Source organism: Nocardia sp. NPDC051750, assembly GCF_044453135.1.
Lineage (GTDB): Bacteria > Actinomycetota > Actinomycetes > Mycobacteriales > Mycobacteriaceae > Nocardia.
Genome location: NZ_JBITCK010000003.1, coordinates 985,779 through 1,001,349 on the forward strand (window position 1 = coordinate 985,779; position 15,571 = coordinate 1,001,349).

Here is a 15,571-nt window from a genome sequence, read left to right on the forward strand (position 1 = left end):
CCGCTCAATGGAAACGCGCGGCCGGCTCCTTGTTCGCCGAATTTAGGTTGAGATTTCCCGGCCCGATCTCTGAGAGTGGAGTCCCGAACCATGGCGAAGAAGCCTATGCCCCCGCTCGCGACTGCCTGCGAGACGACCGTCGATCTCCTGGTGGTGGGGGCGGGTACCGGTATGGCTGCGGCGCTCGCCGCGCACGAACGGGGACTGTCCAGCCTCCTCGTGGAGAAGACCGCCTATGTCGGTGGCTCGACCGCGCGTTCCGGCGGCGCCTTCTGGATTCCGGGCAGCTCGATCCTGCCCGAGCGCGGGGCGGCCGCGATGTCCGAGGCAGCGACCTATGTCCGTGCGGTGGTGGGGGATTCGGCACCTGCCGAACGGGGGCAGGCATTTCTCGATGCCGGCGCGAGTGCCGTCTCGATGCTGGAGCGAACCACCCCGATGCGTTTCTTCTGGGCGCAGGGCTATTCCGATTATCACCCGGAGGCGCCCGGCGGCCGGGCCGAAGGACGCACCTGCGAATGCCGCCCGTTCGATGCCTCCGTGCTGGGTGCGGAACGGCCGCGGCTGCGGCCCGGGGTGATGGAGGCACCGGTTCCGATGCCGGTGACCGGCGCCGACTACAAGTGGATGAACCTGCTCGCGCGCAAACCGGCGAAGGCGCTCTCGCGCATCCTGCGGCGGGCGGCGCTGGGTATCGGCGGCATGCTGATCGGGCGCGAATACCTGGCCGGCGGGCAGGCGCTGGCGGCCGGTCTGTTCGCCGGCGTGCTGCGCGCCGGGATCCCGGTGTGGACCGAGACGAGCCTGGTGCGCCTGATCCAGGACGGCGACCGGGTCACCGGGGCGGTCCTGCGGCAAGCGGGCAAGGAGGTCACCGTGCTGGCGCGGCGGGGTGTAGTGCTCGCCGCCGGCGGGTTCGACCACGATATGGCGGCCCGGCACAAGTTCCAGTCGCCGCGGCTGGCCACGGGCGCGAGCCTCGGCGCCGAAGGCAACACCGGTGACGCCATCGCCGCTGCCCAGGAAGTCGAGGCCGGGATCGCGCTGATGGATCAGGCCTGGTGGTTCCCCGCCTTCGCACCGCTGCCCGGCGGCGCGCCCCTGGTCATGCTCGCCGAACGGTCACTGCCCGGTTCGTTCGTGGTCGATCAGACAGGTCGGCGGTTCATCAACGAGGCCACTGATTACATGTCGTTCGGGCAGACACTGCTGGACCGCGAGCGCCGCGGCGACCCGGCCGAGCAGATGTGGCTGGTATTCGACCAGCGCTACCGCAACAACTACATCATGGCCGGGGGGATCTACCCGCGGCAGCCGTTGCCGCGCGCCTGGTTCGACGCCGGAATCGCCCATCGCGCCGACGATCCCGCGGCGCTGGCGCGGGCGATCGGCGTGCCCGTAGACGCGTTCACCGAGACCTTCCACACCATCAACCGCTACGCCGGAACCGGTACCGATCCGGACTTCGGTCGCGGCGAGAGTGCCTACGACCGCTACTACGGCGACCCCACGGTGACACCGAACCCGAATCTCGCACCGCTGGACAAGGCGCCCTACTACGCGGTGCAGATGATCCTCAGCGACCTCGGTACCTGCGGTGGTCTGGTGGCCGACCGCGACGCCCGGGTGCTGCGCGAGGACGGCGGCGTGATCGACGGTCTGTACGCCATCGGCAATACCGCCGCGAATGCCTTCGGCGCGACCTACCCCGGCGCGGGAGCGACCATCGGGCAGGGGCTCGTCTACGGATACATCGCCGCGCGGCACGCCGCCGCGCAGAAACCGGCCGGGTAGCACGCGGGCTGGGCGACGACACGACGGTGCGGGCGGGGGATGGCCCGAAATCGGGTGCGCCGCTGGTTTCGCTGACGCGTCAGGAGAGTTTTCGCGTGGTGACGGCCGACCGGCACCGGGAACAAGGCCGGGGCAGCGCTGCCCAGCCGGGCCGGTCGAACGCGCGGCCCAGGCGATCGGCCGTCCGATCCGGCCGGGTGATGCGAGAGAACGGTAGTGGTGGGCCCCACGGCTGCAGCGCCGTTGCCCGGGCACCCCTGGATGGAGTGGCGACGTGTCAGGTGCGTTCGGAGTTGGGTGTGGGCGGTTCGAGGCCGGCTATCAAACGCTCCACGAACGCGGTCAGCTCGGCATGGCCCAGTTCGATACCGAGGGTTTGCTCGTTCACCAGGATGGAGGCGAAGCTGCCGAGCATGATGGACAGCAGGACCGGTGGCATATCGTCGACGTTCACCCCTTGTGCGCGGAGCAGGAAGGTGAAGGCGGCCTGCTGGATCTCGCGGAAGCGCTCGATGTACCGGGCGATCTCGACGCGGATGTCCTTCCGGTGATTGGCCAGCGCCATGAACTCCATCAGCAGCTTCGCGCCGAACGGCCCGGTGCTCACCTCCCACAGTGCGTGCAGGGGGCGTTCCGCCGACAGTGACTGCCGCTGCCGTTCGAGGTTCGCTTCGGCGCCGCGCCGGAAAACCTCCAGGAACAGTTCGTCCATCGTGGCGAAGTAGTAGTAGACCAGTGCCGGATTGACGCCGGCCTCCGCGGCGACCCTGCGGGTGGTGACTGCTGCGTAGCCTTCGTCGATCATGACCTGTGTTGTCGCCTTGATGAGGGCGTCCCGGGTCTTCGAGTTCTGGGCACCGAGTTTGCGAGCGCTCGCCACTCCTGTCCTCATTCCTGATGGTCGGGTCGATGGGTCATGCATTTGCCCAAAACCTAACACGTTAGGCGATAGGCAATGTATGAGAGGCCGTTTGCGTAGATCGGGTGCCTGTGTACCGGTGAATTCGCTGAAACCGCACCCTGTACTGCTGCTTCTCGTCGGGCTGTGTGTGGGGGTGCCGACAGGTCATGATTCATAGTTGAACAAATGACTAAACATGAAAGCGTGCGGTCTGGCGCTGCTGTTGTCGCCCGCAGCGGCGCCGATTGATCGATTCTAGCTGGGAATATGGCTCAGTTGAAGACGGATTCGTTGACCGCATCGAACGGCGCATGCTAAACAAGTGACTAAGAAATCAGGTCCTGTGAGGGGCCTGCCGGGCAATCGATGGTCGCTGACCTATCGAGCGTGCCGAACGCAGCCCGTTCGCGCGCAATGAGGCACATCTGTGAGTGTAGATGCCATATCACCTGCTCGAAACCGATTCTGAGGCGATGCCGGTTGGGCTGGATGTCGCCGCCGAAGGTGAGCGCCGGGCCACCGGAAGCGGGGCTGTCGTGCCCCTGACTGAACAATCGCCCAAATATGACTCCGTTCCGGCCTCGGCGTGTATGCCCGGCCGACCGGTCATGGTGTGAAGGAGAACCCATGCGAACACCGCGTGCTCGCCGATCCGAGCTGGCGACGCCGGCCAGCAGCGAGTCCATGTGCGAGACAGCCGCAGCGGCGGGAGCCGACCTGGTCTTCCTCGATCTCGAAGATGCTTGTGCGCCGTCTGTGAAGGAAATGTCGCGCGGGATCGTCGTGGACGCGCTGACCGGGCTCGACTGGGGCCGCACCACGCGTGCGGTGCGCGTGAACGGGCTGGATACCGAGTGGTGCCACGACGACATCATCTCGGTGGTGACCGGGGCCAGGGACGCGCTCGATATCATCATCGTGCCCAAAGCGCGTACGGCCCGCGACATCTGGTGGGTCGATGTCCTGCTCACCCAGCTGGAAACCAAACTCGGACTCACTCGCCCGATCGGCTTGGAAGTCCTCATCGAAGAGGCCGAGGGCCTGGCCAACGCGACCCGGATCGCGTCGGCCAGCCCCCGGGTCGAAGCGGTCATCTTCGGCGCCGGCGATCTGTCGGCGTCATTGCAGGCGAGGGTGGACGGCAACTTCCAGCCGCGGGCCGGTTACCCCGGCGATTTCTGGCACTTCGCCCGGATGCAGGTGCTGACGGCCGCCAGAACGGCAGGGGTCGATGCCATCGACTCCCCCTACACCGCGTATCAGGATCCCGACGGATATCGGCGTAGCGCGACCTATGCCGGCGCCTTGGGATTCGACGGCAAGTGGGCCATCCATCCGAGTCAGGTCCCGATCGCGCACGAGGTCTTCACCCCCACCGCGGCGGAGGTCGCCGAGGCCGGCGCCACGGTGCGGGCGTACCGAGACTCCGAAGCGGGCGGTACGGGCGCGATCGGACAGGAGGGACAGCTCGTCGACGCGGCGCATATGCGTCATGCGGCGACGGTGCTCAGCCGTGCCGATATGGCCGGCGGAAATCGGGCAGGGGCACGGTTGTGAGTGAAAATAGCTCCGGCGCAGGGCGTTTGGCCGGAAAGGTAGCCGTGGTCACCGGCGCGGCCTCCGGTATCGGTCACGCGACCGCCGCACTGTTCGTCAGGGAGGGGGCGCGGGTGGTCTGCGCCGATATCAGCGGCAAGGAGAACCAGAGCGCCGCGGCGCTGGGTGCCGGCGCGATCGCGGTGCACGCAGACGTGGCAGATCCCGAGGCCGTGCAGCAGATGATCGCCACCGCGGTCGGCGAATTCGGCCGGTTGGATGTGCTGTTCAACAACGCGGGCTACGGCGGGCCGCGCGGTCCCCTCACCGAATTCGACGACGATATCTACGACCGGCTCGTCGCGGTCAATCTCAAGAGCGTGTATCTCGGGATGAAGTACGGGATCCCGGCGATGCTGGCCACCGGTGGCGGCTCGGTGATCAATACCGCGTCGACGGCGGGGCTGGTCGGCCAGAAAGGGCAGGCGGTGTATGCCGCGGCCAAGGGCGGCGTGGTCCAGATGACGAAATCCGCCGCCTTGGACTTCGCAACGCAGGGCGTGCGGATCAACGCGATCTGCCCCGGTATGACCTGGACCGGGTTGGCCCACCGGGGTGCCGGAGGCCCGCCACCTGCCGACCTGGTACCCCCGCAGCCGATGAAGCGGTGGGGTCGATCGGAGGAACTCGCCGCCGCGGCGTTGTTCCTGGCCAGTGACGAATCATCGTTCATCACCGGTACTGCCCTTCCGGTCGACGGCGGCTACGTCGCCCGCTGACCCACCCGAATCGCTCGATGATCGCAACGAGGCATCACCATGACAAAGCCGTTCCGGTTCGCCGTGCAGGCGACCCGCGCCGCCTCGGCCGGGCAATGGGTCGACCTGGCCCGCAAAGTTGAGGATCTGGGCTATTCCACGCTTTTCCTCGCCGACCACTATCTCGGCAAAGGATCGGCCAGTAAGCAGGCCCGGTGGCCACCGCAGCATTTCGCGCCACTCACCGCGATGGCCACCGCCGCGGCGGTGACCACCACGCTCCGGGTCGGCTGCCGCGTCTTCTGCGTCGACTATCACGTACCCGCTGTGCTGGTGAAAGAGGCCGCCACACTCGATCTGCTCTCCGACGGGCGGCTCGAGTTCGGGCTCGGGGCGGGGTGGAGCGCACCGGAATACCGGGCCATGGGCGTGCGCTTCGCGGAAGCCGCGAGCCGGGTGGACAAGCTGGAAGAAGTGATAGCGCTGTACAAGGCGCACGCGGCCGGCGATCCGCTCGAGATCGACGGTGAATTCGTCACCGCACAGGGTTACGCGGGCTCGCCCGAGCCCGTGCAGAAGCCGCACCCGCCCCTGATGATCGGTGGCAGTCGTCAGCGTGTGCTGGGACTGGCCGGGCGCGAAGCCGATATCGCGAGTATCAGCACTGTGCCGTTCGATCCGGTCGACGACAGGGGCCGGACGCCGCATCAGGAAGCCGTGCGCCGGACCGCCCACGTTCGTGCGGCGGCCGGTGAACGCTTCGGCGAACTCGATATCGAGAGCTCGCCGTTCTTCACGGCGGTCACCGCCGACCGCGCAGGAGCTGTCGACCGGATCGCCGCCATCGTCGGGGCACCCGCCGAGACGTTGATCGACCATCCGAATGTCCTCATCGGGACCGCCGCGGAGATCAGCGATCGGCTCGTCGAGCGCCGGGACACGCTCGGCGTGAACTACCTCAGCATTCAGCAATCCGAAATCGAGAGTTTCGCCCCGGTCGTCGCGCGACTGGCGGGGCAGTAGGAGAGGAACGGCATGGTCAAGCGCACGAGGTACAGCGAATACAAGGACCGGTATGCCAATTACCGCTTCGAGCTGAGCGACGACGGCATCCTGTTCATGCAGTGCCACACCGACGGTGATTCGCTGGTATGGGACTGGAAGTCGCACGACGAGATGGCCGACGCCTTCGCCGATGTGGCCGGCGATCGCGAGATCAAAGTGCTGATCCATACGGGCACCGGGGCGAACTACAACGCGAATTGGGGCCTGCTGCCCGACGGTAGCCTGCCCGAACCGATCTATCAGGCCATGCCGGGCGCTCGCGGGCAATGGAAGCTCGACGAAAAAGCTTGGTACAACCGCAATCTCATGTTCAACGTGCTCAACGTCGACGTGCCGATCATCAGCGCGGTGAACGGTCCGTGCAATATCCACTCCGAGGTGCCGTTGATGGCCGATATCGTCCTGGCCTCCGACGACGCGTGGTTCTCCGACGCCGCCCATTTCCCGCGCGGGCAAGTGCCCGGTGACGGCCAGCACGTGATCTGGAACTTCCTCGTGGGCCACAACCGGGGGCGCTATCTGCTGCTGACGGGCAAGAAACTCGGGGCGGCCGAAGCGAAGGAATGGGGAGCGGTAGCCGAGGTGCTTCCCAAGGACCAGCTGCTGGACCGGGCCTGGGAACTGGCGCACGACCTCGCCAAACGACCACCGATGGTGCTGCGCTACACCCGGCAACTGTTCACCCACGAGCTCAAGCGGGCGTTCCTCGACCAGATGGGTCAGGGGATCGGCTGGGAAACCTACGCCCAGCGTGAATTCTTCCCCTTCGGTGGCGGGATGGAACCGCTGGACCGGGCCTGGGACGACAAGCCCTGGTCACAGACCCAGTAGCACTCGCCGACGCCGGAGGTACGTCATGCATGCATTGGAAGGTGTCCGGGTCCTCGACCTGGGCACCTATCTGGCCGGCCCGTTCTGCGCGACCGTTCTCGGTGAATTCGGTGCCGAGATCATCAAGGTCGAACGTCCGGGATCGGGCGACAACCTGCGCCGGTTCGGCAGCGATACCGAATGCGGTGACACGCTCGTCTGGCTCAGTGAGGCCCGCAACAAGCGGTCGGTGACATTGAATCTCGCGGACCCGCGGGGGCGCGAATTGCTGGGCGAGCTCATCCAGGTCGCCGATGTTGTGATCGAGAACTTCCGGCCGGGCGTCATGGAACGGTGGGGGTTCGGCTTCGCCGAGATCCAGGCGCTGAACCCCCGCGCGATCCTGCTGCGTGTTTCGGCATATGGGCAGGAGGGACCGTATCGCGACCGTCCCGGATTCGCGCGCGTCGCGCACGGCTTCTCCGGTATCGCCTACCTGGCCGGCGAGCCGGACGGTCCGCCGGTCACCCCGGGGTCGACGTCGCTGGCCGACTATATGACCGGCCTCTACGGCGTAGTGGGTGTGCTGCTCGCGCTGCGCGCCCGCGAGGCGACCGGCCGCGGTCAATGCGTCGACCTGGCACTGTACGAATCGATTTTCCGTGCGCTGGACGAGATCGCTCCGGCCTACCAGCGAACAGGATTCGTGCGCGAACGGATGGGCGCCGACACGGTCAATGTGGTGCCGCACAGCCACTACCGCACCGCCGATGGGCTGTGGATCGCCATCGCCTGCAGCAACGACGAGATGTTCGCCCGGCTGGCCACGGCCATGTCCCGGCCCGAACTGGCGACCCCGGAGCGCTTCGGCCCCAAAGCCGCCCGGCTGGCGGCCCGCGACGAAGTCAACCGGCTGGTCGCCGAATGGGCCGGCGATCTCACCCGGGGCGAAGCGCTCGACCGCTGCCACCGCGCCGAAGTGCCTGCGGGCCCGGTGAATTCCATCGCCGACATCTTCGCGGACCCGCAGTACCGGGAGCGCGGAACGCTGGTCACCGTCGACTCCCGGATCGGTCCCTTGACCATCCCCGGAGTCATCCCGAACCTGTCCGGGACCCCGGGCGAAATCCGTTGGCTGGGCGCAGAACTCGGGGAACACACCGACGATGTTCTCGCCGGACTGCTCCACCGCGACACCGCGGAGATCGCGGAGTTGCGCGACAGCGGCGTCATCTGACCCCCCAACACAGGAGGAACAATCATGGCAATACAAGACAAACTTGCCACCGGCCGAGGCAAGTTCACCCCGGGGTATCCGGAGCTGGGCACCGCGCCGGTGAGTTACGAAGACTCCATTTCCGAGGAGTTCTTCCGCGCCGAGCGCGACGCGATCTTCAAACGGTCGTGGCTGAAGGTCGGGCGGATCGAACAGATCCCGGCCACCGGCCGGTACTTCACCCGAGAGCTGTCCGGTCTCGGATCCATTGTGGTGGTGCGCCAGGCCGACGGGAGTGTCAAGGCCCTGCACAATGTGTGCGCGCACCGCGGCAACAAGGTGGTCTGGCAGGAACATCCCGCCGCGGAGTCCGCGGGCACCTGCCGCACCTTCACCTGCAAATACCACGGCTGGCGGTACGGGCTCGACGGCAAGGTCGATCACATCACCAACGCCGAGCAGTTCTTCGACTTGGACCCGTCCGCGCTGAAGATGCCGGAGCTGCACTGCGATGTGTGGGCCGGGTTCATCTTCGTGAACTTCGCCGAGCACGCGGAGCCCTTACGGGCATTCCTCGGCGACCGGTTCGGTGTACTCGACGCATATCCGTTCGACAAGATGACCGAACACTACGGATACAAGACACGCATCAAGGGCAACTGGAAGTTGTCGATCGACGCGGTCCTGGAGTGGTACCACCCGCCGTATGTGCACGGCCGATTCATCGATCCGGATGTGTCCAAGGCGGAGAAAATGGTGCCGCCCATCGACTCGTACCACTACGACGTCTGGTCGACACATATGCTGACCTCCGTCCCCGGACCTCCGCCGTTGCCGCCACGCGCGCCGGGGAGCCTCGGTCCCGCACAGCGCGACCAGAAATGGATCTACAAGCTGTTCCGCGCCGGCCTGTTCGGTCCCGATGACGTCCAGGACGTCGGTGCGCCGCAGGAGGCCCTGAACCCGGGGAAGATCCGGTCGTGGGGTAACGACTCCTACTGGCTGTTCCCGAACTTCTCGGTGCAGATCTGGGCGCGCAATTTCTATATCACCTACCAGTACTGGCCCGAAGCCGTCGATTCGCACAGCTACGAACTCGATATCTACTTCCCCAAGCCGGCCGACGCCGCCGAACGGCTGGCACAGGAACTGGTGGCGGCCAGCACGATCGAATTCGCGATGCAGGACTCCAACACCGTCGAAGCCACGCACCAGTCGCTGTCGACGCGGGCGACCCAGCAGTTCCACCTGTCCGACCAGGAGTTGCTGATCCGCAACTTCCACAAGGTCATTCGCGACGCCGTCGCCGCCCACACCGCCGCGCACGACTGACCAGGAGACGAACAATGAGCACCACCACTCTGCCCGGCGCCTTCCGGGATCTCGAACCGCACGTCGCCGAATGGGCCCGGCCCACAAGACAAGAGCGTTACGACATGCGAGTGTCGAAGAACATCGAAGAACTCGAACAGTTCTACGACGCGATCGCCCCACGCGCGGAGGAGGCGATCGACTACCTCAACGGCTTCGACTTCGATGATCTCCCGGACGCGGAAACCCGACTGCTGCAGTTGCTGTACTCGCTGATCATGGTGTCGTACCCGGTCAATATCTTCCGCCAGCCACGGATCCCCGACTCCGGTGCCGCGTTCTTCGACACCACGGCCGAACCGGCGGTGTGAACCGATGGCTTACACCATGACCGATATCGGGGAAACGACCGGTGTGGAGTTCACCGGCATTTCCGGCAGCGAATTGGTCGACAGTTCGATCGCGCAGGCCTGCCTGCACGCCCTCGATCGGCGCGGCGTGGTGGTGTTCCGGGAGGCCCATGTCGACGACAGAGATCTGGTCGAATTCAGCAAGCTGCTCGGACATGTCGTGGCCCTGCCGCTGGGCGGGGAATCGGAATACCCGGAGATCCAGCGGGTGACCCGCGATCCGTCGAAGAGCAAACTGGCCGCCTACCGGGAGGCGACATTCTTCTGGCATATCGACGGAACCACCGACGAGGTACCGAACAAGGCGACCTTGCTGACCGCGCGGCAGGTGTCCGACGACGGCGGGGGCGATACCGAGTTCGCGAACACCTATGCCGCGTACGAGGAACTACCGGATGCGGAGAAGGAGCGCGTGCGGGATCTCCGCGTGGTGCACAGCTTCGCGGCGTCACAGTTGCTGGCGGTGCCGAATCCGTCTGCGGCCGAACGCGCGATCTGGGACCGCACGCCGGCCCGCGAACACCCGCTGGTCTGGACCCGGCCCAGCGGCCGCCGATCGATGCTGGTGGGTGCCACCGCCGGCGAGATCGTCGGCTGGTCGGAAACTGCCGGCCGGGAATTGCTGGACAGGCTGCTGGAGTGGTCGACCCGGCCGCGCTACGTCCTGCGGCATACGTGGCGGCGGGGCGATCTGGTCATCTGGGACAACACTGGAATGTTGCATCGAGCGCTGCCCTACAGTGAGTCGTCGGCGCGGCTGATGCACCGGACCTCCCTGGCGGGCGAGGAGGCGGTGGCATGAAAACGGCGATCGTGACAGGTGGTGGCTCGGGTATCGGCCGGGCCATCGCCCACCGACTGGCCGCCGACGGCCACCGTACGGCGATCCTCGATCTCGACACCGAGGCCGCCGACCGGGTAACCCAGGAGATCCGCAGCGCCGGTCACGAGGCAATGGCCGTCGGGGGGACCGACGTCTCCGATCGCAAGCTGGTCAACGCGGCGATCGACACCGTGCGAGAGCAGTTCGGTCCGGTGTCGGTCCTGGTCAACAATGCGGGCATGACCGGATTCGACAACTTTCTGCGGATCGAGGACGACCTGTGGGAAAGGATCCTGGCGGTCAACCTGAACAGCGTCTTCTACTGCTGCCAGGCGATCGTGCCGGACATGATCGAGGCCGGCTGGGGGAGGATCGTCAACATCTCCTCCTCCAGTGCGCACTCCGGTCAGCAATACATGACCCACTACGTGGCCGCGAAATCCGGCGTGATCGGACTCACCAAATCGCTGGCGCTGGAACTCGGCCGCAGCGGCATCACCGTGAACACCATCCCGCCGGGATTCGTCGATACGCCGATGCTGCGGAATTCGGAATCACAGGGACTGCTGGGCGGCTCGGTCGATCACCACGCCGAACGCACCCCGGTGCGCCGCGCCGGCAAGCCCGAGGATATCGCCGCGGCCTGCGCGTTCCTCGTCTCCGAGGAGGCCGGCTACGTCACCGGCCAGGTGATCGGTGTCAACGGCGGCCGCAATACCTGACCAGAGGAGTCCCATGTACCAGAGAAGTGAATTGTTCATCGACGGCGAATGGACGGCGCCCGGTGGCGGCCAGGTGCCGTTGATCTCACCGCATACCGAAGCACCGATCGGTACCGCACCGCGGGCCGACCGGAACGACGTCGACCGCGCGGTGCGCGCCGCCCGGGCCGCGTTCGACACCGGTCCGTGGCCGTGGATGCCGCCGGCGGAACGGCTCGCCGTCATCGAGCGATTCGCGGCACTGTACAAACAGCGGCGGGCGGAGATGGCGGAGTTGATCAGCGCCGAGGTCGGTGCCCCGATCAGCTTCGCCCGGCAAGCGCAGGTCGGCGTCGCCACCTTCGCGTTGTCGGCACTGCGCCGGTTGGCGGCCGACTACGAATGGACAGAGCACAGGCAGGGGTTCTACGGCCAGGAGATCACGGTCGCCAAACTGCCCGCCGGAGTGATCGCGGCCATCGTGCCCTGGAACATGCCGCAGTTCCTCACTATCGTCAAAACCATCCCGGCCCTGCTCGCCGGCTGCACGGTCGTGCTCAAACCCGCGCCCGAAACGCCCTTGGATGCATTACTTTTCGCAGAGCTGGCCGCTGAAGCGGGACTGCCCGCCGGTGTCCTGAACGTCATACCGGGTGACGGGGCCGTCGGCGCCCACCTGGTCGCCCACCCCGGCGTGGACAAGGTCTCGTTCACCGGATCCACCGCGAGCGGGCGGGCCGTTGCCCGAGCCTGCGCAGAGCGGCTCACACCGGCGAGCCTGGAACTCGGTGGGAAATCGGCGGCGGTGATCCTCGACGACGCCGACCCTGCCCGGGTCGCCGCCGGTATCTGCCAAGCCAGTCTGGCGAACAGCGGCCAAGTGTGTAATGCGCTGACTCGCGTACTCGTGCCGGAAGGGCGTGCCCAGCACTACATCGACGGCTTGGCCGCCGCCCTCGGTGACCTCACCGTCGGTGATCCCGCCGACCCGGCCACCCGGATCGGCCCGCTCGTCGCGCAACGACAGCAGGTGAAGGTACGTGACTACATCGAGGACGGCCTGCGCCAAGGCGCGAAACTCGTTGTCGGCGGACCCGATCTGCCGCCCGGCATAGATCGCGGCTGGTACATCCGGCCGACCTTGTTCACCGAAGTGGACAACAGCATGCGAATCGCCCGCGAGGAAATATTCGGCCCGGTGCTCACGGTGCTCACCTACCGCGACGAAGACGAAGCCGTCGCGGTGGCCAACGACTCCGAGTACGGACTCGCGGGCGCGGTGTTCACCTCTGATCCCGACCGTGGGCTGGCGGTGGCGGCACGCGTGCGAACGGGCTCGTTCGGCATCAACGAGGGCTACATCATGGATCCGCTGGCGCCCTACGGCGGCGTCAAGGCCAGCGGCTACGGTCGCGAGCTCGGCAAGGAAGGACTGGAGGGTTACCTCGTGAGCCAGTCGATTTCCCGCGCTGCGGAACCGGCCTGAACGCCGCGCGAAGGCGCGGCGCCGGGGTGGGTCGGCGTCACTCCGAGTAAGGGTGACGCCGACGCGACCGTGTCCGAGCTGACCGGTACCGGGACGAATTGATCGAGACCTGCTCCGGCAATCCGGGTTCAGCGGGTGGCGATAATTGCCGAGCCGTGGCCGAAGAGTCCTTGGTTCACGGCAATCCCCGCGCGGGCGTCTTCCACTTGACGACCCTCGGCCCGGCCGCGCAACTGCCACGTGAGTTCGCAGACCTGGGCGATCGCCTGCGCGGGGATCGCCTCACCGAAACAGGCCAAGCCACCACTGGGATTCACCGGGACACGTCCGCCCAATGTCGTGGCGCCACTGCGCAGCAGTTCTTCCGCGCCGCCGGTTTCGCAGAGCCCGATGTCCTCGTACCAGTCCAGCTCCAGTGCGGTGGACAGGTCGTAGACTTCCGCGAAGGACAGGTCGCCGGGCCCGAGCCCGGCCTCTTCGTATGCGGCGTGCGCGACGGCGGCCCGGAACTCGCGTGGCGGAGGCGCGACGGCCACGGCGGAATCCGTCGCGAAATCCGGCAGATCGAGCACGGTTTTCGGGAATGTCGGCGTCACCGTCGACAGTGCCCGGATACGGACCGGATCGGTGATACCGTGCCGGCTCGCGTATTCCATCGACGTCAGCACCAGTGCGGCACCGCCGTCGCTGGTGGCGCAGATATCCAGCAGCCGCAGCGGGTCCGAGACCACCGCCGAGGCCGCGATCTCCTCGGCCGAAACCTCCTTGCGGTAACGCGCGTACGGGTTGTTGAGGCCGTGCCGGGCATTCTTCACCTTGACCGCGGCGAAATCGTCGAGGGTGGCACCGTGCAGCGCCATGCGCCTGCGGGCATACAGCGCGAAATAGATGGGGTTCGTGGCGCCGAGCAGGTGGAATCGCAACCAGTCCGGATCGTCGCGGCGTTCCCCGCCGACCGGCTGGAAGAAGCCCTTCGGGGTGGCGTCCGCGCCGACCACCAGCGCCACATCGCACAACCCGGCCAGGATCTGGGCGCGCGCATTGGCGATGGCCTGGGCGCCGGAGGCACAGGCGGCGTAGCTGCTCGAGATCCGGGCACCCGACCAACCCAGTGCCTGGGCGAATGTCGCGCCCGACACGAAACCGGGATATCCGTTGCGGATCGTGTCCGCGCCGGCGATATAGCCGACATCGCGGTGGTCCACCCCGGCATCGGCCAGCGCCGCCCGCGCGGCGACCAGACCGTATTCGACGAAATTGCGTCCCCATTTGCCCCACCGGTGCATGCCCGCACCGAGGACGGCGATATCGCGGCTATTCGTTTCGGTCACCGACCGGCCTCCACATCCACACCATGTGCTCTGCTTCCTCGTCTTCGTACAGCACGCCGAGAGTCAGTTCGACCGGCATGCCGACGGCCAGGTCGTCCACCGTGAGGCCACGCACCACCTGCCCGAGGATCACCATCTGCTCGACCTCGAGTTCCACCGCCGCGACGACATACGGCTCGAACGGTTCGGGCGAGACGTAGGGCGGCGGCGGTTTGTACCGGGCGTCGGCATACGACCAGATCCGGCCCTGGGTGGAAAACAGGTATTCGGCGAGCTCGGAGCCGTCCTTGGGCCCTGCGCACTGCGGATTCCGGCAGGCCAGGGTGTTCCGCGGGAAATACGGCGTGCCGCAGGTCGTGCAGCGGCTTCCCTTCAGGCGCACCGTGCCGTCGTCCGCGGTGAACCAGTCGGCCACGGCGGGGCGTTGTTCTTTCTGCACACCCCGACCGTATAGGAACACGTTCTACTTTGGGTCGGAAATCCGCTCCGCCGGCGCGTGGGCGGAGGTACGGTGAGGCCGGATCAGGGATGCGACGGCATCCTCGAGTCGATCTGGAGTACCACAACACGATGGGCACCGAAGTCATCGAACCGCGGACGATCCGCAATGTCACGGTCATCGGCGACCCCGAGGAGACGGCACGGGTCGTCGACCGCCTGCTGGGCGGATCCGGCGAGACCGGAACAGGTGCGGCCACAGTCCAGTGGACGACGGACTGCCGCGAGCACACGATTCGTTTCACCGAGCTGTCGAGCCACGCACCCATTGCGACCCTGGAACGGTCGATCCGGGTAGCCGACGGTGTGATCACGGTGATGAACGCTGCCGCGACGAGCGCCCCACGGCTCGAGACGATCCTGCGGGTCGCCGACGATCATCAGGTCGCACGGTTGTGCCTGGTGACCGGCCTCGAACATGCCGCCGCCGATATCGGCCGCTGCCTCCGTAAGATCGCCGGTACCCATGGCGCGGTGCCCCTGGCACTGCAGCTACCGTACGGCCTCGGCACCGAGTTCGTGGGTGTCGTCGACCTGATCCCGATGTGGGCGCTCGAACCGATGGCCGCCGATTTCTACGGGAGTCAGTGGCAGGTTGCCGAGACGTGGTACCGCGATCTCGTGGACACGGTCGTGGAACAGGGCGCCGGCGATTCCGGCGACACCCTCGGCGTGCGGAAGATCCCGCCCGATCGGTTGCATCGCCGCGTCCGCCACCTCACCCATATCGGCGACATTGCCCCTGTGCTGTGCGATACGACGCCCTGGAGTCATATCGCCCCGCTCCTGGATGCCGTCGTCCGGTATCTGCCGTCACCCATCCACGTCTGTCAGCCCGAACACGCTCTCGACTACTGACAGCCGCAGCCGCAGGTGCCGCTGGAATCAGCGGCACCTTCCCGTGTCGACCACAACGCCCACGGTCGGGGAG

General features: G+C 66.6%; 15 protein-coding genes. 12 read left to right on the plus strand and 3 right to left on the minus strand.

What is annotated here, in order from left to right; genetic code table 11:
• The first annotated feature begins 90 nt into the window (after positions 1-90).
• Positions 91-1,794, plus strand: coding sequence for a 3-ketosteroid-delta-1-dehydrogenase (locus tag ACIA75_RS17720; RefSeq protein ID WP_397105032.1), 1,704 nt, complete (start codon positions 91-93; stop codon positions 1,792-1,794).
• Positions 1,795-2,071: 277 nt separating this feature from the next.
• Here the strand turns inward: ACIA75_RS17720 and ACIA75_RS17725 are convergent, their stop codons facing one another.
• A complete protein-coding gene (locus ACIA75_RS17725) occupies positions 2,072-2,674 on the minus strand; it encodes a TetR/AcrR family transcriptional regulator (RefSeq protein ID WP_397105035.1) in 603 nt (200 codons plus the stop codon).
• A gap of 648 nt (positions 2,675-3,322) precedes the next feature.
• Here ACIA75_RS17725 and ACIA75_RS17730 point away from each other — a divergent pair.
• Genes ACIA75_RS17730 through ACIA75_RS17775 form a run of 10 tightly spaced genes read left to right on the plus strand, consistent with a single transcriptional unit; the run spans position 3,323 to position 12,811 of the window.
• Positions 3,323-4,252 carry an HpcH/HpaI aldolase/citrate lyase family protein gene (locus tag ACIA75_RS17730; RefSeq protein ID WP_397105037.1) on the plus strand — a complete coding sequence of 310 codons (930 nt, stop codon included), beginning with the start codon at positions 3,323-3,325 and terminating at the stop codon, positions 4,250-4,252.
• A complete protein-coding gene (locus ACIA75_RS17735; RefSeq protein ID WP_397105039.1) occupies positions 4,249-5,010 on the plus strand; it encodes an SDR family NAD(P)-dependent oxidoreductase in 762 nt (253 codons plus the stop codon). The genes ACIA75_RS17730 and ACIA75_RS17735 overlap by 4 nt, the downstream gene beginning before the upstream one ends.
• Positions 5,011-5,049: 39 nt before the next feature.
• A complete protein-coding gene (locus ACIA75_RS17740; RefSeq protein WP_397105041.1) occupies positions 5,050-6,012 on the plus strand; it encodes a TIGR03621 family F420-dependent LLM class oxidoreductase in 963 nt (320 codons plus the stop codon).
• Between the two features lie 12 nt (positions 6,013-6,024).
• Positions 6,025-6,885: an enoyl-CoA hydratase/isomerase family protein gene (locus tag ACIA75_RS17745; protein ID WP_397105043.1), complete on the plus strand. Its 861-nt coding sequence runs from the start codon at positions 6,025-6,027 to the stop codon at positions 6,883-6,885.
• Between the two features lie 25 nt (positions 6,886-6,910).
• Positions 6,911-8,101, plus strand: coding sequence for a CaiB/BaiF CoA transferase family protein (locus ACIA75_RS17750; RefSeq protein WP_397105045.1), 1,191 nt, complete (start codon positions 6,911-6,913; stop codon positions 8,099-8,101).
• Positions 8,102-8,125: 24 nt separating this feature from the next.
• Positions 8,126-9,412, plus strand: a complete 1,287-nt coding sequence (locus ACIA75_RS17755) for an aromatic ring-hydroxylating dioxygenase subunit alpha (protein ID WP_397105047.1) — start codon at positions 8,126-8,128, stop codon at positions 9,410-9,412.
• Positions 9,413-9,426: 14 nt separating this feature from the next.
• The gene (locus ACIA75_RS17760; RefSeq protein WP_397105049.1) at positions 9,427-9,762 is read left to right on the plus strand and encodes a hypothetical protein; all 336 of its coding nucleotides are present in this window, start codon (positions 9,427-9,429) and stop codon (positions 9,760-9,762) included.
• Positions 9,763-9,766: 4 nt separating this feature from the next.
• A complete protein-coding gene (locus ACIA75_RS17765) occupies positions 9,767-10,603 on the plus strand; it encodes a TauD/TfdA dioxygenase family protein (protein ID WP_397105051.1) in 837 nt (278 codons plus the stop codon).
• A complete protein-coding gene (locus ACIA75_RS17770) occupies positions 10,600-11,346 on the plus strand; it encodes an SDR family NAD(P)-dependent oxidoreductase (RefSeq protein WP_397105053.1) in 747 nt (248 codons plus the stop codon). Before ACIA75_RS17765 ends, ACIA75_RS17770 begins: the two co-directional genes overlap by 4 nt.
• A 13-nt stretch (positions 11,347-11,359) precedes the next feature.
• The gene (locus ACIA75_RS17775) at positions 11,360-12,811 is read left to right on the plus strand and encodes an aldehyde dehydrogenase (RefSeq protein WP_397105055.1); all 1,452 of its coding nucleotides are present in this window, start codon (positions 11,360-11,362) and stop codon (positions 12,809-12,811) included.
• A 128-nt stretch (positions 12,812-12,939) separates the two neighbouring features.
• On the opposite strand, the gene ACIA75_RS17780 is transcribed toward ACIA75_RS17775, so the two are convergent.
• Together ACIA75_RS17780 and ACIA75_RS17785 are read right to left on the minus strand one after the other, a co-directional pair.
• Positions 12,940-14,142: a lipid-transfer protein gene (locus ACIA75_RS17780; protein ID WP_397105057.1), complete on the minus strand. Its 1,203-nt coding sequence runs from the start codon at positions 14,140-14,142 to the stop codon at positions 12,940-12,942.
• Complete coding sequence (locus tag ACIA75_RS17785; protein WP_397105383.1) at positions 14,126-14,557, minus strand: Zn-ribbon domain-containing OB-fold protein; 432 nt, start codon at positions 14,555-14,557, stop codon at positions 14,126-14,128. The genes ACIA75_RS17780 and ACIA75_RS17785 overlap by 17 nt, the downstream gene beginning before the upstream one ends.
• Before the next feature lie 113 nt (positions 14,558-14,670).
• On the opposite strand from ACIA75_RS17785, the gene ACIA75_RS17790 reads away from it, so the two are divergent.
• Positions 14,671-15,498: a hypothetical protein gene (locus ACIA75_RS17790; protein ID WP_397105059.1), complete on the plus strand. Its 828-nt coding sequence runs from the start codon at positions 14,671-14,673 to the stop codon at positions 15,496-15,498.
• Positions 15,499-15,571: the final 73 nt, after the last annotated feature.